This is a genomic window from Streptomyces sp. NPDC092296 (assembly GCF_044755465.1).
Taxonomy (GTDB): domain Bacteria; phylum Actinomycetota; class Actinomycetes; order Streptomycetales; family Streptomycetaceae; genus Peterkaempfera.
Map to the genome: position 1 here is coordinate 513636 of NZ_JBIVRB010000003.1, position 25577 is coordinate 539212.

The window sequence follows — 25577 nt, forward strand, 5'->3', positions numbered from 1 at the left end:
GTTCGTATGAACCGGGCCGCCGGGGTGGGGTGGGCGTCAGACCAGGTCGGGGCGCTGCCAGTCCGCACCGAGCACATGGTGCGCCAGGAAGCTCAGCACCGTGGCGTACCAGATCCGGCTGTTGGCCGGCTTCATGATCCAATGGCCTTCATCTGCGAAATACAAAAAGCGGGCCGGGACATCGAAGCGCTTGAGGTCGTACCAGAGCGACAGCGCCTCCCCGATCGGCACCCGGTAGTCCTTGTCGCCGTGGATCACCAGCATCGGCGTGCTGATCCGGGCGGCGTGCAGGTGCGGCGAGTACGTGTCCAGCCGCTCGGTGCGCTCCAGCGGGTCGCCCTGATGGCGCATCCAGTAGGCCGGGAAGTCGGTGGTCCCGCCGAAGGCCGGCAGGTTCCACAGGCCGGCGTGGGTGACGATGGCCTTGAACCGGTCGGTCCGGGTGGCGGCCCAGTTCGCCAGGTAGCCGCCGAAGGAGCCGCCCATCATCGCGGTGCGCTCGGCGTCCAGGTCGGCGCGGTCCAGCGCGGCGTCGGTCAGCGCCAGCACGTCCCGGTACGGGCTGCCGCCCCAGTCGCCCCAGCCGCGTTGGTGCATCCGCTGGCCGTAGCCGGTGGACAGCGCCGGGTCCGGCAGCAGCACCGCGTACCCGGCGGCTGCGGCCACCCATGGGTTCCACCGCCAGGTCCAGGCGTTCCAACTGCTCTGCGGGCCGCCGTGCGCCCAGAGCAGCAGCGGCGCGGGCGAGTCCGCCGAGGCACCGTCGGGCAGCACCAGCCAGGAGCGCAGCGCGGTGCCGTCCTCGGCGGTGGCGTGGACCTCGGTCAGGGTGCCGGGCAGCTCACCGACCGCCCCGGGGCAGGGCAGCGGGACGGGCTGCTGGTCCGGGGTGGTGCCGTCCAGCCGTATCGGCGCCGGCGCGGCGTCGATCGCGGACCGCAGGGCGTACAGCGCAGTGCCGTCGGGCGCCACGACCAGGTCGGAGTAGGCGCCGGACGCGGTCAGCCGCACCACCTCGCCGCTGCCGGCCGCGACCCGGAACACCGGCGCCCGGCCCTCCTCGTCGGCGGCGAAGAAGACCACCGGGGCGCCGCCCGGACCCGGCACCGGGGAGACCACCGGCGCGCCCGGCCACAGGTCGAAGCCGGGCAGCAGATCGCGCCCGGCGTCCCCGGCGTCGGTGGCGTCCACCAGCCACAGGGTCCTGTCGCCGGGCTGCTCCCAGGTGATCCGCCGCTCACGGAGGCAGACCACACCCCGGCCGTCCGGGGTGAACGCGGGCGCGGAGAACTCCGCGTCCGGTGACTCGACCGTACGCAGCCGCTTGCCGGTGGCCGCGTCCGCCACCACGACCATGGTGCGGAGCTCGTCCGGCAGTTCGCCGGTCTGCACCCCGTACGCGACCAGCGAGCCGTCCGGGGAGAGCGCGCAGCCGTCGAAGCCACCCGGGCCGCCCGCCCCGCAGTCCACGGCGGTGGACGGCTCCCCGGCCGGGTCGGCCACGGTGAACACATGCGGCACGCCAGGACCCAGGTCGCGGTCCCAGAGGCGGACCGGCGGCGTGTCATGCAGGATCGCCGTGACCTTGGCCTTCTTACGGGCCTTGCGCAACTCGGCGTCCTGCTCGGCGTCGGCGGCGCCGGGCAGCAGCGAGGCGGTGACCGCGATCCGCGCGGCGGCGGCCGCCGTCTGGAACCCGTCCACACCACCGGGCCGGGTCAGCAGCCGCGCGGCCTCGCCGCCGTCGGCGGGCAGCGCCCAGAGCGCGCTCTCCCCGTCCTCCCCGTCCTGCCCGTCCTCGCCGGGGTCGTCGGTCGGGCGGCCGGAGAGGAAGAGCAGTGTGCCGTCGGGCAGGAAGCCGGGCGCCGCCTCGCCGCGCGCGGACCGGGTCAGCCGCCGGGCGGCGCGCTCCCCGGCGGGGTCGATCTCCCACAGCGACCCGTTGTAGCGGGTGCCGTCGGCGGACAGTTCCTGAACCCGGGTCACCAGACGGGTCCCGTCGGGGGACAGGGCCAGCGAGGAGATCCGCGGCAGCGCGATGAACGCGCCCAGGTCGTGGAAGGGAGTGGTTTCCATACTGACCATCCTGCGGTCCGGCCGGGCCACGGCACCAGGATTTACGCTGATCGCTGATCACCGCCCCGCCGGGAACTCCCAGCCGGCCGGGCCACCGCCGGGGCGCCGACGTCCCGGTGCCGGCCGCGCTGGGGAAGTCGAGCGCCCCGCCCCCGGTGACCGGGGAAGCCGGGGCATCGGTGCCGCCATCGCACTACGGCCGGCCGAGGATTCACCGCCTGACGCGGAAACCGGTGCCGCCCGGGCACAGCCGACCCAGCCGGGTCCGAGAACGGCCACCGCGCGATCACCAAGGGTTACGTGGACTCCCGACGATCACGCGGCGGCCGCACGAGACCGATCGGGCGGCCTCCGCGACCGAGCCGCCCCGCACCGAGCGCCGGATCACCGAGATCCGGGTCCTGACCGCTGGAAGTCCGTCCTGCCGGCCAACCTGGTGATCTTCCACAACACCCTGGACATCGCCGACGTCGTGCGTCGGCTGCAGGCCGAGGGACGTGTGGTCGACCCGCTTGATCTCGCGCAGATGTCTCCGTACGTGACCGAACAGATTAAGCGGTTCGGCGAGTACTGCACCCATGAACTCGGCATCACCCCCGACGACGACGCCCACCTGGATGTCGACTTCAGCGTGCTCGGCGACGACGAGAAGGCGGCAGCCGCGTGAGCGGCAGGAAGCCGGGACGGCCGTACGCCGGGTAGGCACGGGCCGAGCACGTCGAAGGGCGGCTCCGACCTGGCCGGTCGGGCCGCCCTTCGACGTGCTCGGTGTTCTACGCGCTGGTCAGGTGCGTCTCGGCGCCGACCTCCACGACCGTGACGCAGGCGGTGAACGCCTCCTCGGGCTGCTTCCACGGGTCGGGGACGTCCTGGCCGTCGAGGTACAGCCGCAGCTTCGCCGCGCTGGCGGTGCCGGCGAGTTCGCGCAGGGCGGCCAGGACGGCGGCGTCCATGGCGAGGACGACATCGGCCCACTCCAGCAGCTCCGGGCTGACCTGGATGCCGCGGTGGCCGCTGAGGTCGTAGCCGCACCGGGCCGCGACCTGGGCCATGGTCGGGTGGGCGCCTTCGCCGATATGCCAGTTGCGGATGGCGGCGGCCCGGGTCTCGACCGCCGGGCCGCCCTGGCGGGCCAGGACGGCGGCGGCGAGCGGGGCACGGCAGTGGCCGCCCTTGCAGACCGTCAGGATGCGGCGGGGCCTGGCCGCTTCGGACACGGCGCTCACACCTTCTCGATCTCGATGGCGAGCACGCCGAGGGCTTCCTTCTCGGGCGGGAAGATTTCGCGGATCGCCCGCAGCTGCTCGGTGCGGCCGGTGGTCGGGTTGATGGCGCCGGCCGACTCGTGGTCGAACATCTCGTCGAAGGAGTTGTAGCGGGCCACGCGCTTGACCTGGGTGAGGGTGGCTTCGTCGCGGCAGGTGAAGCGGATCTGGTCGCCGGCTTTGATGCGAAGCATGGAGGTGTAGGCGACGCGGACCTCGATCGTCTTGGTGCCGTTGGCGATCAGGTCGTAGTACCGCTTGTAGATCGGCATGTCGCGGGCGCGCTTGGCGGTGGCGAGGTTGGCGGGTCGAGCGGCCATGAGTCGTCCTAACTCGCGTGCGGTGAAGGATCGGAAGAAGTGCTTGGGGTCAGTCAGCAGCACGCCGATCAGCCACATGAGGGCGTCGACGTACTGGTCGGTGGTGCCGGGCCAGTCGGTGGTGGCGAGCATCCACGGCTCGACGCCGGGCCCGCCGCCGGCGGTGCCGGCGGCGCGTATCAGGGACTTGGAGAGCTTGCCGCCGGTGGCGGAGAGCACCTGCGGGGTGAAGATCCGCACCGGCATCGCGCCGGCCGGGGTACCGAGTGCGGCGAGCGCGCCGTCGACCAGCTGGCAGCCGAACGCCCAGTCGCCGCCCTTGAGCATCACGTGCAGCGTGCCGGTGTCGCGCGTGAAGGAACGCTCCTTGACCACGTTCCGGTACAGGGTGGCCAGGTCGAGGTAGCCGCCGTCGACCGGGTCGATGCACAGCTCGTAGTCGCCGTGGTCGTGGCAGACCGCGGTGAACACCGCGCCGTCGTCGTCCAGGCGGACCAGGCGGGTGCGCTCGGCCCGCTTCTCCGCCCACCCGCACGCGGGGCAGGGCAGCCGGGTGTGGACGACCCCGGTGGACGGGTTCAGCCACCACCGCAGGTCGTCCAGCACCTCCAGGGTGCGCAGGAACTCCGCCCGGAACCCGGGGGTGGCCTGCTGGTCGGTGTAGGTCTCGGTCAGGTAGTCCACGTCCGTGGCGTCCGACAGCGAGTCGAAGAACGGCCGGTAGTAGCCGGTCACCAGGTCGGTGACGCCGTCCTTGCCCAGGGCGTGGAAGTAGGTCTGCTGGTAGGCGTGGTGGGTCTCGGGGTCGAGCGTGATGTCGTACGGGGCGTTGTCCAGCGCCGAGAAGCGCACCGCCGTGTCCACGCGGAAGGTGCGGCGGGCCTGCTGGGCGAGGAGGAACGCGGAGGTCTGGACGAGGTTCGTGCCGAGGTGCGGTGCGCCGTTGATCTGCGTGCCGACGACGAACTCGATCCGGCCCGGGCGCATGGCCTTGACCCGGGGACGGATCATGTCGACGGTCCGCAGCAGAGCGTTCGCCAGGACGCTGTTCGGGGAGATCAGGGTCGGTGCTGTGGCTTGCTCGGGCATCGCGGTGGTTCTCCTTCTACATGGGCAGGCGGAGGTTGGCGCGGATGAAGTCCAGGCGGGCTTCGGCGTCGTCGGCGGGGACGAACACCGGCTCGTACCCGGCGTCGTAGTAGCCCTGGACGATCAGCTCGTGGACGCGGCGGATCTCGCGGTCCTTGGCGAAGACCACGTCCGACTCGTCCTCGAACGTGGACAGCGGGTCCAGCACGAACACGGTGTCGTACCGGTAGATCCGGGTGGCCTCCTCCAGCTCCGGGTACGGCGAGAGGCCGAAGAAGGCGTCCCAGCCGTAGCCGTCGGGGATGCCGCGGTTGTAGAACCGCACCCCGGCCTTGTGCGCGCTGTACTCGTCCACGAACGCCCGCAGCACCTCGCGGGAGTAATCCCGGCGGTCGCCGACCTCCAGGTGGCGGCCCAGGCGCTCGCGGTGGCGCCGGTAGATTTCCCGGGCGGGCTCGCCGTCGGTGGCGGGCAGGGCCACTGCGGTGATGGCCTCGAAGACCGCCTCCTTGCCGGCGCTGGGGCCGCCGGTGATGACGTGGCGGCGGGCCGGGCCGGCGGTGGCGGTGCTGTCGTGCGGGATGCTCATGGCGTCGGCTCCTCGGTCGCTTCGGTCGCTTCGGTGCTGGTGAGCGCGGTCCGCCAGGTGGTCAGCAGTTCGCTGCCGCCGGTGGCCGCGTGGATGGAGAGCATGAACAGCTGGGTGGTGCCGGCGGTGGAGGCGTCGGCCAGCAAGGCGGTCTCGATCGGCGAGAGGCGCGGTGTCCAGCCGGCGAGCGCCACCAGGTCGTGCGGGGCCGCCTCGCCGTCGGGCAGCAGCGCGCCGCCGTACGCGGAGCGGTAGCGGCGGGCCTCCGCCTGCAGCTGCCCGTAGCGCCACAGCGCGGTGTCCGCCGCGGCGGTGGACTCCCCGGCATCCCCCATGGACACCTGCCGCTCGACGGCCAGGAGTTCGGCCCGCAGCGCGTACACCGCGGCCCACAGTCGGGTCAGGGCCTCCTCGTGCTCGACGGCCTCCCAGGCGAACACGTCGCTGGGCAGCAGCCGGCGCCGCTGGCCCGGGCGGACGGGCGGCGGGCTCGCCCAGGGCTTGGCCTGCACGGCGGCGTCCCGTTCCAGCGCGTGCGCGAGAGCGGCGAGGATCTGCGGCTCGATGCGCTTGCGGAAGTGGTGCGCCTCCTTGCCCGCCAACTGGGCCGCCGCAGCCCGGCGGTCGGTCAGGTTCGCCCCGGCCGGCGCGGGCGGCAGGCCGAACAGGGCCTTCGCCGCATCGCGCAGGCTCTCGGGTTCCAGCCGGGCCAGCACCCGCCGCAGCACCCAGTCCAGGGCCTCCGCCCGGGCGCCCGGGCCGGCGCCGTCCCCGGCCCGGGCCGCGACGCTCGCCAGCGCGGTCAGCCGGGGCACCTTGATGCCCACTTCCAGGGGCAGCCCCTTGCGGGCCACCACTCTCAGTTCCTCGGTCAGTCCGGCGACTTCACGTGCCGCCAGGAGTGCGGATCGTTGTTCCACAACCGTCGTCATGATCGGTGACCACTCCGTTCCTCGGTGTGAGGAACCCAGTGAAGCACCGATGCCCAGAACCTGCCCAGTCCCATGCCCAGAAAATGCCCAGCCGTGCGCCGGGGGTTGACGAACGCTCAGTTCGAACCGTTGACGATCTTCAAGAAGCCAACGTGTGCTGAAGATTGCCGGATCAAGATTGAAAAGACCCCCAGAGCCTTCAAAAACTCCTTCAAGAACGCCGAGTAGGCCGAAGACCGAGACTTAGCCCTTCAAGATCATCCCATGGCGGCTTTTGGGCTCACCTTGGCTGGACCCCGGGTAGCGGACGGGTAGCGCGTTGCGGTCGGCCAGTTCGGGTTCGCCTCGGCGGACCTCGGCTGCGGCCAACTCCTCGATGCCGCCCTCGGCGGTGCGCCGCCAGGCCCGTACGGTCATCACCACCGGGCTGTCGGCGCTCACCGGCCACCGCCCCGGACGTGGGCGAGGGCGGCGGAGACGGCTCGGCCGAGCCAGGCGGTGTAGCAGGCGGCCACGGCCCCGCGCCCGCCGTCCCGGCAGCCGGCGCACCTCCCGCACCGCTTGTAATGGCCCGGCGCCGGGGCAGAGCTGACGGCCCTCACCGCGCCTCCCGGTGCCGGGGGCAGGCAACGACGGCCCAGCCGAGCCGGCCGCCGTCGCGGCCCTCCGTGTACACGTGCCCGGCCGGTACCAGCGGCGGCCCGGCAGCACCGCAGGTGATGCACGCTTCGCCGTGGAGCCGCGAGACGGGGACACCCTCCACGAGGGCCGGCTGCTCGGTGTGGTGAGTCTTCGCCATGCCCTGATGGTTGCCACCGGGGAAGGCCCCAAGTGCTACAACCTGTAGCACCCTCAGGTGACCCCGGCCCAAGCCGCGTACGCCACCAGCGGCCCCGGCGGTCTCCGGTACGCCCGGAGGAGGGCCCGTAGTGCCTCCTGGACCTGCGGATGCTGCCGGACGTGCTGCGGCGCGACCCGCCGGGCCACCTGGAGTGATTCCAACGCTTCTTCCCGCAGCCCTTGCCACACCTGGGCCCGGCCGATGTCGATGTAGTAGTGCGACCGGCGCTCGGCCGGCAGGTCCCGGGGTGGTGCCCACTCCCGTGCGGCCGCCAGTGCCGCTGGTCCGTCGCGCAGTTCGACCGCCACCGCGACGGTGTGCACCCGCAGACTCGCCGGTCCCATCGCCGTTCCGTGGTACACGCCCTCCGGCACCCGGTCGGTGATGGCCTGGGCCTCCGCCAAGTGCTGCCGTACGGCGTCGACCCGGCCGAGGCGCCCGGCGACGACCGCAGCCCGCATATGCAGGGCACCGACCGCAGCCGCAGCCCCGACGGCATCCGGCGCCGGGGCCCGGTCGATCGCGGCCTCCAGTGCGTGGAGCCCAGGAGCCAGGCGCCCGGAGCCGAAGAAGACTTCGGTGCGGCCATACGCGACACCGGCGTCGAGCAGCGGGTCTTCGGCCATCCCGGCTGCCCACCGCATCAGCTCGATCAACCGGGCGCTCAGGTCCCGGTAGCCGTATTTGTAGGCCACACTGTCGGCCGCCCGATACGCTGCGGTCAGTAGCCCGGCGGCTACCCGGCGGTCTGCCCCCCTGGTGGCGTGCACCGCCCGAGTCAGCTCGCCGATCAGCGCGGGGACGGCAGCGGCGAGCCCGGCATACTGCGAGGCGAGACGCTGCTCGACTGCGGCGTCCACGTCGGCGGCCAGCTGCCACAGGGGGCGCACCGGCCCGTCATCGGGCAGGTCGTAGGCGTCGATGGCGTGCCGGATCGTCGGCACCGCTGCGTGGACCCGCCCGTCCGTCACCTCGGGGGAGCCGGTCAGCCGGGTCGGGTCGACACGCAGTGCCCGCGCGAGTGCGGCGAGCACCTCCTCGCCCGGTCGCCGGGTGCCCTGCTCGACAGCGCGGACCATGGCGAGCGAGACCTGAGCGGCGGTGGCGAGCTGGCGCTGGGTGAGGCCGCGGGCCGTCCGGGCGGCGGCGACGCGGTCGCTGATCGGGCTGGGAGACATGAGGGGACCGTAGCGGCGGACGGCGCCAGGGGCGGCCGGTTCGGACCCGTCGGCACCCGGCCGGGTCAGCAGGTGAGCGCAGCCGCCAGCTCGGTGAGAGAGTCGACCCGCCAGTCTGCCGCTGCGACCTCCGGGCTGTCCGCCCAGAGGTGTCCGTACGGGCCCCGGCGTAGATGCGCGGTGCGCAGGCCGGCCGCCGCTGCGGGGGCGAGGTCGTTGGCCGGGTGGTCGCCCACGTACACGATGTCGCTCGGCGGACCGGGAGCCCAGCGGGCGACCCGTTCGAAGAACGCCGGGTGGGGCTTGGCCACGCCCCACTCCCCAGAAGTGGCGAGAGCGTCGCACGGTAGGTCCAGGGCACGCAGCAGCTCGGCCGCCCGTACGGTCTGGTTGCCCGCGATGCCTACCCACAGCCCGGCCGCCCGGAGGGCGGCGAGCGCGGGGCGGACGTCGTCGTACAGGTCCGGCTCCGCCAGTACCTCGCCCCGGCCGGCGGCCTCCCGGGCGGCCCATTCGGCGGCGACATCGGTGCCGGGCTTGGCCAGGCGGATGGCGTTGGCGTTGTCCCGGCCCTGGGCGACCACGGCGCCGACCAGAGCGGACATGGTGTGCGCGGGGATGTCGAGCCAGTCGGCCCAGCCGGCCCAGTAACGGTCGTCTCGAACGAGTGTCTCGCCAATGTCGAAGATTACTGAGCGCGGCATTCAGGCAGCGTACCGGCGGCCGGTGCCGCGCCGACCCTGGGCTCGCGTCAGGCCGCCGTTGCCATGGGCGCCGGCGCCTCGCCGTCCGCCATCGAGGCGGCTTTCTCCGGTGCGGTGAGGCGCTGCCGAACGGTGGGGGTGCGGCGGTCGGTGCCGGGGGTGGGCGGATGCGGGAGAGCTGCCGGGGTGCGCCTCGCTCCTGGGGTGGGGGCGGGAGGGCTGGTCAGGGGTGGGGTGTCCGTTTCGGGTTGGGGGCGTGGGGTTCGAGGAAGGGGAGGAGGTGGGCCAGGGTCTGCTGTGGGTCCTCGAGCATGGGGGAGTGGCCGAGGCCGGGCAGCAGCTTGACCGTTGCGCCTGGGACGGCGGTGTAGTCGGTGGCGGAGGAGGGGCGCCACCGGTGGTCCTCCTCGCCGAAGAGGACGAGCAGTGGCTTCCCGAGGGCCGCCAGTCTCGCCGGGACCGGGCGCTGTTTCAGGTAGTCGACGGCGCCTTGCGAGGTCGCGACGGAGCCGTGGAATGTCATGGCCCGTACGTCGTCCACGATCTGCTGCGGGACCTGGTAGCCGGGGCGGCTGAAGCCGGTGCTCAGCGCCTTGCGGATCAGGCCGTCGGTGCGGAGCCGCCACAGTAGGGGCCCGATGCCCGGAGCGAGCACGAGCCGCCCGGCGAACCCGTTCGAGATGAATGCGTCCAGGCGAGGCCCGGTGTCGACGAGGGCCAACGCCGTCACCAGGGCGGGCCGTTGCTCGGTGAGCGCGGTGGCGACCAGGCCGCCGGTGGAGTGGCCGATCGCGACGGTCTGCCGCACACCGAGCCGATCCAGGGCCGCGCCGACCCGGCGGGCATGCTCGGGGAGCTGGTAGCCGGGGCCTTCCGGTTTGGCCGACCGGCCGTGTCCGAGCAGGTCGATCCGGACGACTCGATAGGTGCCGGCCAGTTCCGGCACGATCGCGTCCCACCAGTGCGTCGACCCGGCCAGCCCGTGGATGAGGGTGAGAGCCGGGGCGTTGCGGGGGCCGTCCTGTTGTACGTGAATGTCCCCTCCGTCACAGGGGAGGAGCAGGTTCTCAGTGGTCATGGGCCGACTGTGGCGCCCATGCGCCTCCAGCGTATTGGACGAATGTTCCACCTGGCCGGGGATGCGTAGCATCAGGAACATGCGATCCAGCGCGTACGAAGGTGCGTCTGTTTGGGACGTGGTGAGCCCGGCGCGGCCCAGCCGGCTGGCGGGGGTCAGCATGGCCGGGTTCCGGGACGGCGGCAGTGCCTCGGTCGGCCAGCGGGTGATTCCGCATCCGTCGGTGATGTTGGCGGTGGAGTTCGGCGCGGGTGCGCCGGTCGTGGCCGATGCGGCCGGGCGACAGCAGCGGGGAAGCGTGGTCGCCGGGCTTGGGCAGGGGTTCGGCGGGGCGGTGTGGGTGCGGGGGGCGGACGTCGAGTGCCTCCAGGTTCGGCTGTCTCCGCTGGTCGTACGCACGGTGTTGGGCGTGTCCCCGGCCGACCTGGACGGCTTTGTGGCCCTTGACGATGTGTGGGGCAGGGCGGCGGCACGGATTCGCGAGCAGTTGAGCGAGGCCGCGACCTGGGAGGAGCGCTTCGCCTTGGCCGAGGCGCTGCTTGAACGCAGTCGCGGGGCAAGGGCGTCGGTCGACCCCGAGGTGGCGTGGGCGTGGCGGCAGATCGTCGGCGGACGAGGGACGATCCGCGTCGAGAGGCTGGCGAGCGAGGTGGGATGGAGCCGTAAGCGCCTGTGGTCCCGGTTCCGCTCACAGGTAGGGCTGCCGCCGAAGCGCGCCGCGCGGCTCGTCCGCTTCGACAGAGCGGTACACCGCCTGGTCGCGGGCGATGACGCGGCCCGCGTCGCGGCGGAGGGCGGCTACGCCGACCAGCCCCACCTGAACCGTGACGTGCTGGCCTTCGCCGGAGTCACCCCGTCGGCCGTGGCCCATGAGTCGTGGTTGGCGGTCGATGACGTCGCATGGCCCGACCACCGGCACGGCGACGCATCGGCGGACCGGCCGTGCACGGGCCGTTCCAGGCACAGGTAGACCCCCTCCCGGGGGAGGGGGTCGGGGCCGGTCAGAGGAGAGTGGGGAACTCTCCGGCGGTGACGGCTCGTACGAAGTCGCTGAAGGCCGTCGCGGAGAAGACCAGGGCGGGGCCTTCGGGGTCCTTGCTGTCGCGGACGGGTACGGTGCCGGGGTACTGCTCCGCGATCTCGATGCAGTTGCCGCCTCCGCCGTTGCTGTAGCTGGACTTTCGCCACTGGGCGCGGGGCAGGGCAGATGCGAGGATGGTGGTCATGCGGGTAGTGCCTCCATTGCCTCTCTGATGAGAGCTGCTGACAAACGGGGGGACAAGGCGCAGGCTCTTACCTCATCGTATTTGAGCCGACGCTCTGTCACATCCTCATGGCTCTCCAAGAGCGTGCCCGTGTCGATGCTCTCCTCGTACGCGGCCCCGGAGCCGTTGTCCAAGGTGTAGAGGGTCAGGGAGCCACCGAGGAGTGCATGGTCCCCGGCGCTGAAGGGGAGTACCTGCACCATAGCGGAGGGGTGGTCCACCAGGGCCAGCAAGCCGCTGAGCTGTTCCCGCATGACCGTTGGTCCGCCGACGGACCGCCGAAGTACGGCCTCGTCGAGGATTACGGACAGGTGGGGCGGTCGCGGACCGCGTAGCAGCCCTTGCCGATCCATGCGAGCGGACAGCAGCCGCGCCAACTCGTCCGTCGTTGCCCTGCGGTTGCTCCTCCGGAAGAGGGCGCGGGCATAGTCCTTGGTCTGCACCAGCCCCGGCACCATGTGCCCCGCGTATTCCTCGATCCGAAGCGCCTTGGCTTCGAACTGCATCTGGCGGCGGTACTTGTCCGGATGCTGCTCGGTCCGGGCGACGTCGTACAGCTTCCCGAACACCGTGGTACCGAACAGCTCGTCAAGTCGACCCGGCAGCCACGGCGGCGGCATGGCCTCGGCGTTCTCGATCCGGGAGACATGGCTTCTGCTCATGAGGACCCGCAGCCCGAGTTCCTCTTGGGACCAGCCCTGCGATTCCCGGCACTCCTGCATCTCCGCGCCGAACAGGTGACGGGTCGATTTACTGGGCGTGAGCGGATTCGGCGGTCTTGACATGAGCCTGCATTCCCCCTTCGCGTTCCGAAACAGAAGGGAACGTTACCAACTCCAAGTCCGCTGCGTCACCGGCGATGTGCGGACGGTGACGCGCCAACCAGCTCTCCGGTGATGACGGCTCGTACGAAGTCGGTGAAGGCCGCCGCCGAGAACACCAGCGCGGGCCCCTCTGGGTCCTTGCTGTCGCGGACCGGAACCGTGCCCGGGTACTGCTCCGCGATCTCGACGCAGTTGCCGCCGTCGCCGTTGCTGTAGCTGGACTTTCGCCACTTTGCGCAGGTCAGGGCGGGTGCGGGGATGCTGGTCATGGGGGTGGTGCCTCCCTGGTCTCATGGTTGAGAGCGTGACGCGCGGGGGCAGGTACGGGTCTTCACTTCATCGTATTCGGGCTGACGCATCGTGGGTCATCCGGCGTTGTTCTTGGCATATGCCTTTATTCCCCTGGCGAGATCCGGGACCGGCTCCGTTGAATCCGCCGTCATTCTCGGGCCCGGCAGTAGCCTCCCCGGTATGGGAATTACCCGGCTGACGGGCGTTGGGCTCCGCGCGAAGGACCCGCACCCCCCTTCGGGTGCGGGTCCTTCGCGGTGTCGCGAGGGCGCTTACGCCTGGTCGCTCAGGTTGCGGCGGCGCACGGAGTAGACGACACCGGCGCCGGCGAGGGCGGCGACACCGCCGACGACCCCCACGATCGGCAGCGCGGAGCTGGAACCGGTGTCGGCGAGCGAGCCGGTCGGCGGGGTGCTGCTGGGCTGCGGGGCCGGGGTGTTGCTCGGCTGCGCCGTGGGCTTCGGCTGCGCCGTGGTCGGCGGGACCTTGCCCGGCTTGGTGGCCGCGGGCAGGATCTGGAAGCTGTACTCCTGGTCCTCGGGGACGCTGGACCCGCAGATGCCGTCGGTGTCGACGCTGGCGGCGAAGGCCATCGAGCCGCCGAGCCCGGCCGGGGCCTGGGCGTCGACCTTGATGCGCAGCTTGATGTCGGCGTGAGCGCGCGGCGCGAGGGAGCCGCCGTTGCCGAACTCCTCGTGCTTCGACTTGACGCGGGTGTCGAGGTCCTTCCAGGCCGCGCCGTCGTACCACTGCACGTGCAGGTACTGGCTCGTGTCGGCGTTCGTCCCGTCCGCGTACGAGAACGCGTTCATGTCGGCGGAGTACGACGTGAAGGCCGTGCCGGTGTAGTTCGAGATGCGGAATGTGAAGCCGTGCCAGCCGGAGCCCGCCACGATCTTCGAGGGCAGGTCGCGCAGATCGGCGAGGGTGCCGGGGCTGCCCACGTGGTCGGTGCACCCGTCGTCGCCGGGCTTGCCGGTCTCCTTGCCGGGCTCCGTCGGCTCGTCCTCCGCCTTCGCCGGGGGCGTCGTGGTGGGCGCGACTTCGGCCGGCGTGGTGTCCTCGGTGACCGGCGTGGTGTCCTCGGCGCCTTGAGCGGCCTCCTCGGTCGACGGCGTCGACTCGGTCTGCTCCGAAGCCGGGCTGGACGCGGTGGCTCCGGCGCCCGGCGCGTCGACGGCGAAGGCGGACGAGGCGGACAGGAGGGCGATCGGGGCTATGGCCGCTGTCGCGGCTGCGGTCACCAGTGTGCGGCGAAGCTTCATCTGGACCTCGATGGTTCTGAAGTGGGGGGCCTCCGCGGCAGCGGTCGCCGGTGTGGCCGTGCGTGCGGTCTGTGCGACCTGCGCGGCCGGTGAATGGTTGTACGAACCTCACAGAATCTTTACAAGAAGTGGATCACAGGCGAGGGGGCGGTCCAGTCGGTGAGCCGCATGTCATGTCCGCGGTCGTACAGCACGGGTCAGGGCGGGGTCGGGTCAGGGGCAGCCGGGTGTCCGGCGCAGGACCAGGGGGACGAAGCCCCAGCTGTCCCGGTAGCCGCGCAGCCATTCGGCGCGACGGGTGGTGGCTGTGGTGAGCGCAGGTGAACTGTCGGGATCGGCAGGGTGGTCCAGGGCTCACGCGGCCAAGGTCCCCCAGCAGGCCCATTCGTGGTCGTCCAGCTCACGGCGGGTGCTGACGTGCCCGGCGACAGGCGTCCACCCGTCGGAAATCCGGGTGCCGGAGGCGGTACGCCCTCTTACCCTCGCCTCTGACCGGAGGGGCGCGCCGGTGCCGGATCAGCCCTCGCCCACCAGGTCCTCGTCAGCCGAGCGGGTGGTCGGGATGGCCCGCCAGCCGTCGACGGGCGGGACGGCGACCTCGCGCCACCAGGGGTCGAGGGGGAGCCCGACGGCCGGTTCGAAGGACTCGCCCGGTCGGGGGGCGGCGAGCCGGGCGCCGGCCTGCCGGGCGGCGTACATGGTGCGCTCCACCGGTGCCTCCCACGGGTGCGGCGCCAGGTCGAAGGTGCCCCAGTGGATCGGCAGCATCACCGCGCCGCGCAGCTCCAGGTGCGCCCGTACGCCCTCCTCGGGCGTCATGTGCACCTGCGGCCAGAACTCGCTGTACGCGCCGACCTGCACCATCGTCGCGTCGAACGGGCCCAGCCGCTCCCCGATCTCCGCGAAGCCCGGGAAGTGGCCGGTGTCCCCGCTGTGGAACACCCGGTGCTCCGGACCGGCGACCACCCAGGACGCCCAGAGCAGGTGCGGGCTGGTGCGCGGCCCCCGGCTACAGTAGTGGCGGGCCGGGGTCGCGGTGAGGGTCAGACCCGCCACCTCCGCCGACTCCCACCAGTCCAGCTCCACGATGCGGTGCTCCGGCACACCCCAGTGCGCCAGGTGGGCGCCGACGCCCAGCGGCGCCGCGAACACCGCTTCGGTGCCCAGCAGCGCCCGTATGGTCGCCATGTCCAGGTGGTCGTAGTGGTCGTGCGAGATCACCACCACGTCGACCGGCCCCAGCGCCCGCAGCGGCAGCGGCACCGGGTGCAGCCGCCGGGGACCGGTGCCGGAGAACGGCGAGCAGCGCTCGCTCCACACCGGGTCGATCAGCACCCGGCGGCCGTCGATCTCCACGAAAACGCCGGCATGCCCGATCCAGGTGGTCCGCAGCCCCGACGCGGGCGGCTCGGCTGTCTCCGGCCGGCGCAGCGGCACCGCGCCCACCGGGACCCGCCGGGAGCGGTCGGTGAACTGCGCGCGCAGCACCGGCAGCGGGGAGCCGGCCATCAGCCGCCGGGTGGGCACCGGATTGCGGAAGGCGCCGTCGATGAAGTGCGGCGACCGCAGGATGCGCTCCAGGCGGGCACCGGTGGGCTCCGCGCCGAAGGAGTCCGGCCGCAGCCGCCGCAGCGCGGAACCGGGGACACGGGAAAGCTCGGTGAGCCGGGGGAACCACGGGGTGGGGCCGGGCACGGCACCTCCTCGGTCGGGGCTGGGACGCGGGCCGACAGGGACGTACGGTCGTGCGCTGCCTGCCTGCGGCCGTGCGGCCGTACGCCGACCATCTCCCCGCAGACTACCCGGGGACCGGGCCCAGGTCGCGGCCGATCGGAGCGGCACCCCCCGCCGCCGACCCCGGCCGCCCCGTGCGACCGGGGGCGCGGGGCGGAGATCCGGGCACGGCTGCGGCGGACCGCCCGGGTGGAGATCCGCACCCACCGTGACGTCGGGCCGGCGGTGGCGCGGCGGAGGGTGCCGTCCTCGGCTGGTCGGGGGCGAGGACGGCGCTGCTCGCTGCCGGGCTGCGGGTGTTCCACCCGTACGAGGCGGTGTACGGGTGGCGGCGGCCGGTCGCGGTGGGCGGCGGCGCCGCCCGGCCGTGACGGGCCCGGTGCCGGTGGGGTGATCCGGGCGGGGCGGTTACGTACGGGTCCGGCGGGCGCGGTGGCGGGATCGGCCCCACGGGGGCGCGTGGTGCGCCAGAGTGGGGTGGGCAGCGGGGTGTGCGTTGTGCGGTGTGGTGGGGTGTCGTGGGGACGGGAGGGGCCGTGGGCGGGAGCCTGGCAGCGGATCTGGTGGTCATCGGTGCGGAGTGCCCGGGTGAGCGCGCCTTCGCGGCCTCCGCCGCCGCCGGGCGCGGGGCCCGGCTGCTGGCCGGGGCGCTGCCCGGGGCCTGGTACGACGGGGCGTTGCCGCCCGGCCGGGTGGCCCTGGTGCCGCCGGACGCGGAGGCCAACACCATGCTGACGGCCGTCCAGGAGGCGGCCGCGCGGGACGGGCGGTTCCTGCTGGTCTGCCTGCTGGGCCGGCTGGTGGCCGACCCCCGGATGCGGCGGCTGGCGCTGGTCACCGCAGGCAGCAGCCGGGACAACGCCTACCGGCGGGGCCTGGCCTGGGACTGGGTGGTGAGCGCCATGGTCCACGGCGGCCACGCCGAGACGCTGCTGCTGGTGGACGCGGTGGTGGACCGGGAGGTGTGGGAGTCGCTGGGCCACGAGGGCGGTCCCGGGGAGCTGCTGGAGCACTCCCGGGTGCCGCTCTGGGGCTGTGTGGCGCCGTGGACCCCCGGCAGGCGGGGGCGGGACGCGGCGCAGCCCGGCGCCGAGGGGTCGTTCAGCGACGCGGTGGCGGGGCTGCTGGCGGGCGGCGTGGAGGGGTATCCGGCGGCGGTCTCCCCGGCCGACCTGCACCCGGCGGTCTGCGAGCGGCTGGGCGTACGGGAGCGCACGGGGGCGCGTTTGGTCGCCCCCGCTCAGGGAGGGCGGCTTCTGCTGCGCAACCCGGCCGCGTTGCGCGGCAAGTTGCGAGGAATGCCCGTTTCCGAGGAACTCTTGGCCGTTCTGGGACGGAAAGACTCCCCAATCCGCCCACCGTCTGCGTAGTCTCGGTGACCGCTGGTGTTGCCGGGAGCTGTCGGGACAGCGAAGAATCTGGCTCGCCACGGGACATGACGGTCCGACAGGCATATTCTGCTGACCACTGCCACAGGTGGGTCGGAATGCGGCGAGGGGGGCCCATGCGACGACGTACGCAGATGTCACGCCCTCCAGCGTCCGGTATCCGGCGCGGAGGGCGGCGGAGCGGAGCGGTGGCCGGGGCTTCCCTGGCGGCGGTCACCACCGTGACGGCGCTGCTGCTCGCGGGCTGCGGGGGCGGCGCGCACGGCGCCGCCGTGGACCGGCTCGGCAGCCGCCCCGCGAAGACCGCCGCCCCGACCGGCTCCGCGAGCGCGTACGGCGGCCCCCCGTCGGCGGTCTCCGACGACGGCCCGACCGCCACGGCGGCCCGCCAGCTGCTGGCACGGTACACGGGCTGGTGGCAGGCGCAGGCCACGGCCTTCGCGGACAGCTCCCGACCGGGGGACAGCCTGGGCCTGTTCTCCACCGGGCAGGCGCTCAGCGCCTCCCTGGCCAATCTTCACCGCCTCCAGGAGGCCGGCATGGTGATGCAGGGACAGCCACGCAACAACGCGCGGGTGACGGCCCTCGACCTGGGCGCCACGCCGCAGACCGCAGCGATCGAGGACTGCCTCGACGTCAGCGGCTGGCACCAGGCGGACGCCAAGACCAAGCAGATACGCGATCCGAAGCGGCGGCTCAGCCGGTACATCGTGACCGCCACCGCCGACAACACCAAGACCGGCTGGCTGATCACCTCCCTCACCCCCGAGCCGGGGCAGACATGCTGAAGTCGAACACGGCGCGGGCGGCGCTGACCGCGGTGAGCTGCGTCTTAGTCCTGCTGGGCATGGTGGCGGCCGGTACGGCCGATGCGGCGGCCCGCTCCCGGCCGCCGGGGGGCTCGGTCTGGGAGTGCCACACCGACGTCATCTGTGTGGGGGTGAAGCACCCCGGCTCGCCCGGCAGCTCGACCACCGGCGGCAGCAGCGGCGGGGGGAGCACCGGCGGCGGCGGGACGCAGACCTGCCACTGGTACGGCCAGGAGGTGCCCTGCTACCTCTCCGACGCCGGCTGGTTCAGCAGCGCCGACGGCTGCTACTACAAGCTGGAGTCCCCGCAGCCGGACAGCCTGGACGGCCAGGCCGTGCCCGCCGGCAGCGCCGTGTACGACCGGATGTGCCGCGCCGCCGACACCAACACCCTCACCGGCGCCCCGCCGGTCGTGCTGGCGAACGCACCGGTCCCGCCACCGCCGCCGCCCACCCCCGAGGAGGTGATGGCCGAGGCGGTGAAGGAGATGCCGTTCACCGAGCCGAAGTTGCACAGCGCGCCCGGTCCGGACGGCAAGCCGCTGGTCGGCCTGGCGCTGTGGCTCTGGTACGACAAGGTGCCCGGCGCGGAGGACACGATCAGCAAGACGGTCTCCATCCGAGGGGTCACCGTCACCGCCACGGCCAGGCTCAGGAGGGTCGTGTGGGACATGGGTGACGGCTCCACGGTGAACTGCCCCGGCGCCGGTACCCCGTACCGGGCGGCGGACGGCAGCGCCGAGTCCCCGAACTGCGGCTACCGCTACCAGAAGTCCTCCGCCGGGCGGCAGCACGACAGCTACACCGTCAGCGCCGTCCTGCACTGGCGGATCACGGGCGCCGCCACCGGGCCCGGGGCGCACGCGATCAACCCGATTGCGGACTACACCACCGGCAGCCAGGGCCTGGAGCTCCCCGTCGGTGAGGTCCAGGTCCTCAACTGACCACCGCAGCACCGCACCACGTACCGCAGTCACATAACGCAGCACACCGCACCGCACCGCATCGCACCGCACCCACGCACGTCGCGCGCACCGGCCGAGCAGGCCGGGGCGCCACGCAAGGAAGGCACAGTCGGGTGGAGAACAGGGCATTCCCGTCGCCGCTGGCATCCCCGCCGCAGGGCGCCGGGCCGGCGGGCGGCGACAGCGGCAGGCCGCCCGAGCGCAACGGGGCAGCGCGCAACGGGGTCGACCGGGGCGCGCCGGACCGCCCCGGCGCCGTCGTACCGCCCCGGGCGCTGCGCGGCCGCCGCCGACGCCCGGCCGTGCTGGCGCTCTCGGTGGCGCTGATCGCCGCCGGCGGCCTCGGCGGAGCGGCGCTCTACAACGCCACCGGCGAGCGGATCGCCGTGCTGGCGCTGGCCCGTGACGTACCGGCCGGCCAGACCATCACCTCCGCCGACCTGGCCATTGCCCGGATCGCGGGCGACCCGGCGCTGCACCCGCTGGACGGGGCGGACCTCGACCGGGCCGTCGGCATGCGGGCCACCAACGACCTCAAGCGCGGCTCCCTGCTCACCAAGGACGACGTCACCGACCAGCCGGTGGTCCAGCCCGGACAGCAGATCGTCGGCATCGCCGCCAAGCACTCCCAGCTTCCGGCCACCGCGCTGCTCCCCGGCCGGCAGGTGATCGTCGTCGCCACCGGCGGCAGCGGCGACGGCGACGCGGGCACCCCCGTCCGGCCCGAGACGCTCACCGCCACCGTGGTCACCATCGGCAGCGCCGACAGCGACGGCAGCACCGTCGTGGACGTCGCGGTCGACGCGGCCACCGGCCCCCGGCTGGCCGAGATCGTCGCCGGCGGCAAGTTCCTGGTCATCCTCGCCCCCGCCGCGCAGCGGAGCAGCGGCTGATGGCGGTCGTCGCGGTCGCAGGCGCCCCGGGCGCGCCGGGCGCGACCACCGCCGCGCTGGCGCTGCTGTTCGCCTGGCCGCTCCCGCCGGGCCGCCGGGTGCTGCTCGCGGAGTGCGACCCGGACGGTGGCGCCGTGCTGGCGGGCGCACTGGAGGGCCGCATCGACGCGGTGTACGGGCTGCGCAACCTGGCCGTCGCCGACCGGCGCGGCCGACTCACCGAAGACCTCTGGGGCCAGCTGGTCGACCTCTCGCCGGACGGCACCGGCGATCGGCTGCTGCTCCCCGGGCTCACCGACCCGGCGCAGGCGGTCGGGCTCGCCTACACCTGGGAGCCGCTGGTCGAGGCGTTCCACGCCCTGGAGGCGCACGGATACGACGTCATCGTCGACCTCGGCCGCTCCGGCGCGTACGGGCCCAGCGCGGTGCTCGCCCGGCGGGCGGACGCGGTGCTGCTCACCCTGCGCAGCACCCTGCGCGGGCTGAGCGCGGCCCGCCCCCGGCTGGCGGCGCTGCGCGAGGACCTGGACACCGCCGGTGCCGGGTCCGACGCGCTGGGCCTGCTGCTGGTCCAGGAGGGGCCGTACCCGGCGGCGGACGTCTCACGGGAGCTGGGCGTGCCGGTGCTCGGCCTGCTGCCGTACGCGCCGCGCACCGCCCGGGTGCTGTCCGACGGCGGGGAGAGCACCGACCGGCGGTTCGTGCGCTCGCAGCTGATGCGGGCGGCGCGCTCGGCGGCCGACGAGGTACGGGTGCTGATCGGCCGCCGCCGGGTCCGGCTGACCCCGGCCGCGCCCCGGCCCGCTCGGCAGGCCGGCCCGCACGCGCCGGGCCCGTACGCCTCGGAGGCGTACGCCGCGGAGCCGTACGCCGCGGAGCCGTACGCCGCCGGGCCGCTGGCCGGGCTCGCCCCGCACCCCCCGGCGCCCGCGCCCTTCCCCACGTCGCAGCCCGCCCCCGGCGGGTACCCCGGCCGGCCGGGGCCCGACCCGTACGGCCACCCCGCGCAGGCCCCCGGGCCGTTCGACGCGGCGGCGGCCGTGCCCGGCACCACCGACCCCTTCGGCGGGCCCGCCGCCCCGGCGCCGCCCGCCCCGCAGCCGCCGCCGCCCGCGCCGTTCCCCGGCCAGGCCCACGGCGAGGGGGTGCTCCGTGCGCGGTAAGCCCCTGCACGACCGGCCCGCCGACCAGGCGCCCATCCCCGTCCCCGGCGGCCGCACCCCGGGCGGCGGCGCCCAGCCGCACCCCGCCTCGCTGCCCTGGACCACGCCCTACCCGACCCCCGGCTTTCCCGGCCTGGCCAAGCCCGCGCCCGCCGCCGCCGGGCCCGCTCCCGCCGGGCCCGCGAGTCTGCCCACCCTGCCGTCGCCGCACGGCTACGGCACCGCCCCTGCCGTCGACCCGCAGGTCGCCCGGGAGCTCAAGCGCCAGGTCGCCGCCGAACTGCACGAGCAGCTGGTCGGGCAGCACGAGCGCGGCGCCGGGATGGACCGCGCCACCCGCCGCCAGCGCGGCCGGGCGATGATCGAGGAGGCCGTCGCCCGCTGGTCCGACGCCTACGCCCAGACGCACGGCGTCCCGCCCACCCGCGACCAGGACCGCGCGCTGGCCGAGGCCGTCTACGACCTGCTGTTCCGGGCCGGCCGCCTCCAGCCCTACCTGGACGACCCCGACATCGAGAACATCCTGATCAACGGCTGCGACGACGTCTGGGTCTCCAAGGTCCACCAGCCGCTGCGCCAGGTCCCGCCGGTGGCCGACAGCGACACCGAGCTGGTCGAACTGCTCCAGGACCTCGCCCGCCAGCACGGCGGCGGCGAGCGCAGCCTCTCCACCGCCAGCCCCACCCTGGCGCTGCGGCTGGAGGGCGGGATGCGCCTCCAGGCGATGACCGAGGTCACCCCCCGCCCGTATGTGGCCATCCGCCGCCACCGGGTGGCCTCCGCCACGCTGCGCGACCTGATCGCGCTGGGCACGGTGGACGCCACCCTGGCCTCGTTCCTCGCCGCCGCCATCCGGGCCCGCAAGAATGTGATGATCACCGGCACCCAGGGCGTCGGCAAGACCAGCCTGCTGCGCGCCATGGCCGGGGAGATCCCGCCGGACGAGCGGGTCGGCACCCTGGAGAGCGAGTACGAGCTATGGCTGCACACCCTCGGCCATCTGCGCCAGGTCGTCCCGATGGAGGCCCGCGAGGGCAACGGCGAGCGGATCGACGGCCGGATCGCCGGTGAGCTGACGATCGGTGAGCTGATCCCCGCCGCACTGCGGATGACGCTCTCCCGGATCATCGTCGGTGAGGTCCGCTCCTCCGAGGTCGTCCCGATGCTGCGGGTGATGACCAACGGCGAGGGCGGCTCCATGTGCACCCTGCACGCCCGGGGCCCGCACATGGTGGTCGACCGGATCGCGGAGCTGTGCCTGGAGTACGGCGCCCATATGACCGACACCCTCGCCTACCGGCTCACCGCCAACGCGGTGGACTTCGTCGTCCATGTGGCGATGGTCGACGAGACCGCCGTCGGCGGCCGGCGCCACCGGTTCGTCTCGCACGTGCTGGAGGTCACCGGGCTCGGCGAGAGCGGCCGCCCCGCGATGAACACCGTCTTCGGCCCCCGGGAACCGGAGCCCCGCGCCGTCCCGCACACCCCGCCGTCCTGCCTGGACGACCTGCGCCGGGTGGGCTTCGACGCCCGGCAGCTCCAGTCCCCGTACGGCAGTTGGGGCACCCCGCTGGACCTGCGGATCGGAGGCGGTGTCTGATGCTGCTCTATGTCGTGTGCGGGGTCGCGGTGGCCGGCGGCCTGGTCGCGCTGGTCGCCGGGCTGATCGGCAGCGACCGGGCCCCGGAGGCCGCCGCCCCCAGCCGGCTCGCCCTGCGGCTGCGCACCCTCTGGTACGGCGCCCCCGGCACCGCCGATCCCCGGCTGCTGCGGCTGCGCCGGGCACAGGTGGTGCTCGGCGCGGCGGGCGGCCCGCTGATGTGGCTGTTCAGCGGCATCCCGCTGACCGTGCTGCTGGTGCCGGCCGCCGTCTTCGGCGTCCCCTGGCTCTTCGGCAGCACCCGTTCGCACACCCACCGGGTGGAGAAGCTGGAGGCCCTGGCGGAGTGGACCCAGCGCCTGGCGGACGTGCTGCTGCTCGGCGTCGGCCTGGAGCAGGCCATCGTCACCAGCCGCCGCACCGCCCCCGCCAAGCTGGAGGCGGAGATCGACGGTGTCGCCTCCCGCCTCCAGGCCAACTGGCGGCTGGAGGACGCACTGCGCGACCTCGCGGACCAGCTCTGCGACGCCACCGCCGACAAGGTGCTCGCCGCGCTGCTGCTGCGGGCCAGCGACCGGGGGCCCGGGTTGGCCAGGGCACTGGCCGACATGGCCGAGTCGGTGCGCGAGGAGGTACGGCAGCGGCGCGCCATCGAGGCGGACCGGGCCAAGCACCGCACCACCGTGCGCTGGCTGGTCACCATCATCCTCGGCGTGGTGCTGGTCGGCTCCTTCAACCGCCGCTACACCGCCCCGTACAGCAGCGCGCTCGGCCAGGCGGTGCTGGCCCTGATCGCCATCGCCTTCGTGGGCATCGTGCTGTGGATGCGCAACCTCGCCACCCACTCGCCGCTGCCGCGCCTGCTGGAGCCCGACCGGCGCAGCCGGGCCGGCGCCGCCGCCAGGCCCGACGCCGGGCCGGAGGAGGAGGCACACGCCGGGCCGGAGGCACCCGAGCCGACCCCGGCGCGCGGCCGGTTGCGCAAGCCGTCGCCCGTTCAGTCGTCGACCGCGCAGTCGTCGTCCGCGCAGTCGTCGACCGCGCAGCCGTCGCCCGCTCAGTCGTCGCCGTCGCCGAGCAAGGAGCCGCGATGATCTCCCCCTGGGCCGTGCTGGCCGGCGCCGCCGTCGCGGGTGGGGTCGCCCTGCTCGCCGCCGAGCTGCGCCCCGCGCCGCCGGACCTCGGCTCGGCGCTGGACCGGCTGCACCGCGCCCCGGTCCGGGAGCGCTCCGGTGCGCGGCCGGTCCGGACGGTCTGGTACGACCGGCTGGGCGACCGGCTGACGGCCTCGCCCGGGGCCCGCATCCCGTACCGGGAGCTGTCGCTGATCGGCCGCACCCCGGCCCGCTTCATGGTGCAGAAGCTGATGTTCGCGCTGATCGGGCTGCTGCTGCCCGCCTACCTGGGCGCGATGGCCGCCGTGATGGACGTCGGACTGCCGGTGATCCTGCCGGTGCTGGCCGGGCCGGTGCTGGCCGCCGTGCTCTGGCTGGTGCCGGACGCGGTGGCGCGCGGCGAGGCCAAGGAGGCGCGGATCGAGTATCTGCACGCCATCGCCTCCTACCTGGAGCTGGTCGCCCTGGAGCGGGCGGCCGACTGCGGCCCGGCGGACTCCCTGATCCGGGCGGCGGCCGTCGGCCGGGGCGCCGTCTTCCGGCGGATCTCCGAAGCCATCGAGCGCGCGGCCACCGACCGGCTCCCGCCCTGGGACGGCCTGGAAGCGCTCGCCACCGAACTGGACCTCACCCCGCTCCAGGACGTCGCGGACATCATGCGGATCTCCGGTACCGACGGAGCCGCCGTCTACGACACGCTGCGCGCCCGAGCCAAGAGCCTGCGGGCCGAGCTGCTGGCCGAGGACCTGGCCCGCGCCAACGCCGACAGCGAGCGGATGGTCGCTCCCGGTTCGGCGCTGACCATGCTGATGACCGTACTGATCGCCTTTCCCGCCCTGTACCAGATGCTCCACAGCGGTTGAACCCCCGGCCGCGTTCCTTCCCCCGTCGCACCGCCCCCTCGATCCGGGAGCCCCTGACATGAAGAGTCTCAAGCACGTCGCCGCCCTGCTCACGACCACAGCGCTGCTGCCGCTGCTGATGGGCGCCCACCTGTTCCGCTACCGGGCGTACCGGGTCCGCCGGGCCGTGCAGAACGGCGACCGCGGCGCCATCAGCATCGAGCTGGCCCTGGCCATCATCGCGCTGGTCGCGGTGGCCGGCGCCGTGGTGGTGGCCCTCAAGCTGCTCGCCGGCAAGGTGACCAGCGAGATCCCGAAGGACCCCGCCACGGGCGCGGGAGCATGAGCCGTACCCCGCCGCGACGCCGCCGGGCAGCCGCCCGGGACGACGGGTCCATGAGCATCAGCCTGGCCATGGTCTTCCCGGTCGTGCTGACCATGGTGCTGCTCGTCGTCCAGGCGTCGCTGTGGTGGTACGCCCGGGAGGTGGCCCTCACCGCCGCCCGCGAGGGTGCGGAGGCCGCCCGCTCCAGCACCGCGAAGGCGGGGGCGGGGGAGGCCAGGGCCAGGGCGTTCCTGGTCCGGGCCGGCAGCATCGTCTCCGACCCCGAGGTCTCCTCGGCCGGCAGCACCGACACCGAGATCCGGATCACCGTCACGGTACGCGCCCAGTCCCTGGTGCCCGGCTTCCACGGGCAGACGATCACCCAGCATGTGACCGTCCCCGTGGAGCGGTTCGTCCCCCGGGGGGAGAAGAAGCCGTGAAGGGTAGTGCTCACACCGGACGCGACGGACGCGACGGACGCGGTGGTCGCGGGAGTCGCGGTGAGGAGGGCAGTGTCGCCCTGGAGGCGGCGATCGTCGCGCCCGCCCTGGTGATGTTCGTCCTGATCGCCATCGCCGCCGGCCGGCTCCAGACGGCCGGCGGCACGGTCGACGCCGCAGCCCGCGCGGCGGCCCGCAGCGCCTCGCTGGCCCGTACGGCGGACGCCGCCCGGCAGGCCGGGACCAGCGCGGCGAAGGAGACCCTGAAGCAGCAGGGCGTGCACTGCGGTGACCCGCAGGTCGAGATCGACACCAGCGGCTTCGCCACCCCGCTGGGGCAGACCGGGATGATCACCGCCGTGGTGCGCTGCACCGTGCCGCTGAACGACCTGCTGCTGCACGGCCTGCCGGGCAGCCGGACCATGACCGGCCGGTTCACCTCGGTGCTCGACCGCTACCGGGAACGCTGAGGAGGGGGAGCCATGAGGAGCGCAGCGAACCGGCGGGGGCACGCGCCACCGGCGCCGGGCCGTCCGTCGGAGGCGGGCGCCCGGTCGGAGGTGGGTGCCCGGTCGGAGGTGGGTGC

Annotated in this window: 28 protein-coding genes and 1 pseudogene; 13 read left to right on the forward strand and 16 right to left on the reverse strand. The window is 73.7% G+C overall.

Features of this window, described 5'->3' with window-relative positions; genetic code table 11:
- Positions 1–36: 36 nt before the first annotated feature.
- Positions 37–2076, reverse strand: a complete 2040-nt coding sequence (locus ACIQGZ_RS12675) for a S9 family peptidase (protein WP_402601328.1) — start codon at positions 2074–2076, stop codon at positions 37–39.
- A gap of 436 nt (positions 2077–2512) precedes the next feature.
- Between ACIQGZ_RS12675 and ACIQGZ_RS12680 the strand changes: the two genes are divergently transcribed.
- Positions 2513–2743 (forward strand): Tn3 family transposase, encoded by a 231-nt coding sequence (locus ACIQGZ_RS12680; RefSeq protein WP_402601329.1) that lies wholly within the window; start codon positions 2513–2515, stop codon positions 2741–2743.
- 106 nt (positions 2744–2849) lie between these two features.
- Here ACIQGZ_RS12680 and ACIQGZ_RS12685 read toward each other — a convergent pair whose 3' ends face one another.
- From ACIQGZ_RS12685 to ACIQGZ_RS12725, 9 genes are all read right to left on the reverse strand, one after another.
- Positions 2850–3293 carry a low molecular weight protein-tyrosine-phosphatase gene (locus ACIQGZ_RS12685; protein ID WP_402601330.1) on the reverse strand — a complete coding sequence of 148 codons (444 nt, stop codon included), beginning with the start codon at positions 3291–3293 and terminating at the stop codon, positions 2850–2852.
- A gap of 5 nt (positions 3294–3298) precedes the next feature.
- A complete protein-coding gene (locus ACIQGZ_RS12690; RefSeq protein WP_402601332.1) occupies positions 3299–4750 on the reverse strand; it encodes an ASCH domain-containing protein in 1452 nt (483 codons plus the stop codon).
- A 16-nt stretch (positions 4751–4766) separates the two neighbouring features.
- A complete protein-coding gene (locus tag ACIQGZ_RS12695; RefSeq protein WP_402601333.1) occupies positions 4767–5339 on the reverse strand; it encodes an AAA family ATPase in 573 nt (190 codons plus the stop codon).
- Positions 5336–6271: a hypothetical protein gene (locus ACIQGZ_RS12700; protein ID WP_402601334.1), complete on the reverse strand. Its 936-nt coding sequence runs from the start codon at positions 6269–6271 to the stop codon at positions 5336–5338. The genes ACIQGZ_RS12695 and ACIQGZ_RS12700 overlap by 4 nt, the downstream gene beginning before the upstream one ends.
- Positions 6272–6514: 243 nt before the next feature.
- Positions 6515–6712, reverse strand: coding sequence for a hypothetical protein (locus ACIQGZ_RS12705; protein WP_402601336.1), 198 nt, complete (start codon positions 6710–6712; stop codon positions 6515–6517).
- 157 nt (positions 6713–6869) lie between these two features.
- Positions 6870–7070 carry a hypothetical protein gene (locus ACIQGZ_RS12710; RefSeq protein ID WP_402601338.1) on the reverse strand — a complete coding sequence of 67 codons (201 nt, stop codon included), beginning with the start codon at positions 7068–7070 and terminating at the stop codon, positions 6870–6872.
- 53 nt (positions 7071–7123) lie between these two features.
- A complete protein-coding gene (locus tag ACIQGZ_RS12715; protein WP_402601339.1) occupies positions 7124–8290 on the reverse strand; it encodes a helix-turn-helix domain-containing protein in 1167 nt (388 codons plus the stop codon).
- Positions 8291–8355: 65 nt separating this feature from the next.
- Positions 8356–8994 carry an HAD family hydrolase gene (locus tag ACIQGZ_RS12720; RefSeq protein ID WP_402601340.1) on the reverse strand — a complete coding sequence of 213 codons (639 nt, stop codon included), beginning with the start codon at positions 8992–8994 and terminating at the stop codon, positions 8356–8358.
- Positions 8995–9217: 223 nt separating this feature from the next.
- On the reverse strand, positions 9218–10072 hold the full coding sequence (locus ACIQGZ_RS12725) for an alpha/beta fold hydrolase (RefSeq protein WP_402601342.1): 855 nt from the start codon (positions 10070–10072) through the stop codon (positions 9218–9220).
- Positions 10073–10151: 79 nt separating this feature from the next.
- Between ACIQGZ_RS12725 and ACIQGZ_RS12730 the strand changes: the two genes are divergently transcribed.
- Positions 10152–11042, forward strand: a complete 891-nt coding sequence (locus tag ACIQGZ_RS12730) for a helix-turn-helix domain-containing protein (protein ID WP_402601343.1) — start codon at positions 10152–10154, stop codon at positions 11040–11042.
- Positions 11043–11073: 31 nt separating this feature from the next.
- Here ACIQGZ_RS12730 and ACIQGZ_RS12735 read toward each other — a convergent pair whose 3' ends face one another.
- The 6 genes and pseudogenes from ACIQGZ_RS12735 to ACIQGZ_RS12760 form a co-directional block, all read right to left on the reverse strand.
- Positions 11074–11298, reverse strand: coding sequence for a DUF397 domain-containing protein (locus ACIQGZ_RS12735; protein ID WP_402601344.1), 225 nt, complete (start codon positions 11296–11298; stop codon positions 11074–11076).
- A complete protein-coding gene (locus tag ACIQGZ_RS12740) occupies positions 11295–12122 on the reverse strand; it encodes a Scr1 family TA system antitoxin-like transcriptional regulator (RefSeq protein ID WP_402601345.1) in 828 nt (275 codons plus the stop codon). Before ACIQGZ_RS12740 ends, ACIQGZ_RS12735 begins: the two co-directional genes overlap by 4 nt.
- A gap of 65 nt (positions 12123–12187) precedes the next feature.
- A complete protein-coding gene (locus ACIQGZ_RS12745; RefSeq protein ID WP_402601346.1) occupies positions 12188–12430 on the reverse strand; it encodes a DUF397 domain-containing protein in 243 nt (80 codons plus the stop codon).
- 294 nt (positions 12431–12724) lie between these two features.
- Positions 12725–13717, reverse strand: coding sequence for a peptidase (locus tag ACIQGZ_RS12750; protein ID WP_402601347.1), 993 nt, complete (start codon positions 13715–13717; stop codon positions 12725–12727).
- A gap of 213 nt (positions 13718–13930) precedes the next feature.
- Positions 13931–14167 (reverse strand): annotated as a pseudogene (locus ACIQGZ_RS12755) (SAM-dependent methyltransferase); the annotation flags it as partial.
- Positions 14168–14233: 66 nt separating this feature from the next.
- Complete coding sequence (locus ACIQGZ_RS12760) at positions 14234–15349, reverse strand: MBL fold metallo-hydrolase (RefSeq protein WP_402601483.1); 1116 nt, start codon at positions 15347–15349, stop codon at positions 14234–14236.
- A 638-nt stretch (positions 15350–15987) separates the two neighbouring features.
- On the opposite strand from ACIQGZ_RS12760, the gene ACIQGZ_RS12765 reads away from it, so the two are divergent.
- The 11 genes from ACIQGZ_RS12765 to ACIQGZ_RS12815 all read left to right on the forward strand — a co-directional run bounded on the left by ACIQGZ_RS12765 (position 15988) and on the right by ACIQGZ_RS12815 (position 25461).
- Positions 15988–16821 (forward strand): hypothetical protein, encoded by an 834-nt coding sequence (locus ACIQGZ_RS12765; RefSeq protein WP_402601349.1) that lies wholly within the window; start codon positions 15988–15990, stop codon positions 16819–16821.
- Positions 16822–17027: 206 nt separating this feature from the next.
- Positions 17028–17627 (forward strand): hypothetical protein, encoded by a 600-nt coding sequence (locus ACIQGZ_RS12770; RefSeq protein ID WP_402601350.1) that lies wholly within the window; start codon positions 17028–17030, stop codon positions 17625–17627.
- Entirely contained in the window at positions 17621–18592 is a 972-nt protein-coding gene (locus ACIQGZ_RS12775) for a hypothetical protein (protein WP_402601351.1), read from the forward strand. The genes ACIQGZ_RS12770 and ACIQGZ_RS12775 overlap by 7 nt, the downstream gene beginning before the upstream one ends.
- Before the next feature lie 134 nt (positions 18593–18726).
- Positions 18727–19506, forward strand: a complete 780-nt coding sequence (locus tag ACIQGZ_RS12780) for an SAF domain-containing protein (protein WP_402601353.1) — start codon at positions 18727–18729, stop codon at positions 19504–19506.
- Complete coding sequence (locus ACIQGZ_RS12785; RefSeq protein WP_402601354.1) at positions 19506–20669, forward strand: hypothetical protein; 1164 nt, start codon at positions 19506–19508, stop codon at positions 20667–20669. The genes ACIQGZ_RS12780 and ACIQGZ_RS12785 overlap by 1 nt, the downstream gene beginning before the upstream one ends.
- On the forward strand, positions 20659–22269 hold the full coding sequence (locus tag ACIQGZ_RS12790) for a CpaF family protein (RefSeq protein ID WP_402601355.1): 1611 nt from the start codon (positions 20659–20661) through the stop codon (positions 22267–22269). Before ACIQGZ_RS12785 ends, ACIQGZ_RS12790 begins: the two co-directional genes overlap by 11 nt.
- On the forward strand, positions 22269–23363 hold the full coding sequence (locus ACIQGZ_RS12795; RefSeq protein ID WP_402601356.1) for a type II secretion system F family protein: 1095 nt from the start codon (positions 22269–22271) through the stop codon (positions 23361–23363). The genes ACIQGZ_RS12790 and ACIQGZ_RS12795 overlap by 1 nt, the downstream gene beginning before the upstream one ends.
- Complete coding sequence (locus ACIQGZ_RS12800) at positions 23360–24247, forward strand: hypothetical protein (RefSeq protein WP_402601357.1); 888 nt, start codon at positions 23360–23362, stop codon at positions 24245–24247. The genes ACIQGZ_RS12795 and ACIQGZ_RS12800 overlap by 4 nt, the downstream gene beginning before the upstream one ends.
- A 58-nt stretch (positions 24248–24305) precedes the next feature.
- Entirely contained in the window at positions 24306–24572 is a 267-nt protein-coding gene (locus tag ACIQGZ_RS12805) for a hypothetical protein (protein WP_402601358.1), read from the forward strand.
- 50 nt (positions 24573–24622) lie between these two features.
- Positions 24623–24991 (forward strand): TadE/TadG family type IV pilus assembly protein, encoded by a 369-nt coding sequence (locus ACIQGZ_RS12810; protein WP_402601359.1) that lies wholly within the window; start codon positions 24623–24625, stop codon positions 24989–24991.
- Positions 24988–25461 (forward strand): TadE/TadG family type IV pilus assembly protein, encoded by a 474-nt coding sequence (locus tag ACIQGZ_RS12815; RefSeq protein WP_402601361.1) that lies wholly within the window; start codon positions 24988–24990, stop codon positions 25459–25461. The genes ACIQGZ_RS12810 and ACIQGZ_RS12815 overlap by 4 nt, the downstream gene beginning before the upstream one ends.
- Positions 25462–25577 lie beyond the last annotated feature (116 nt).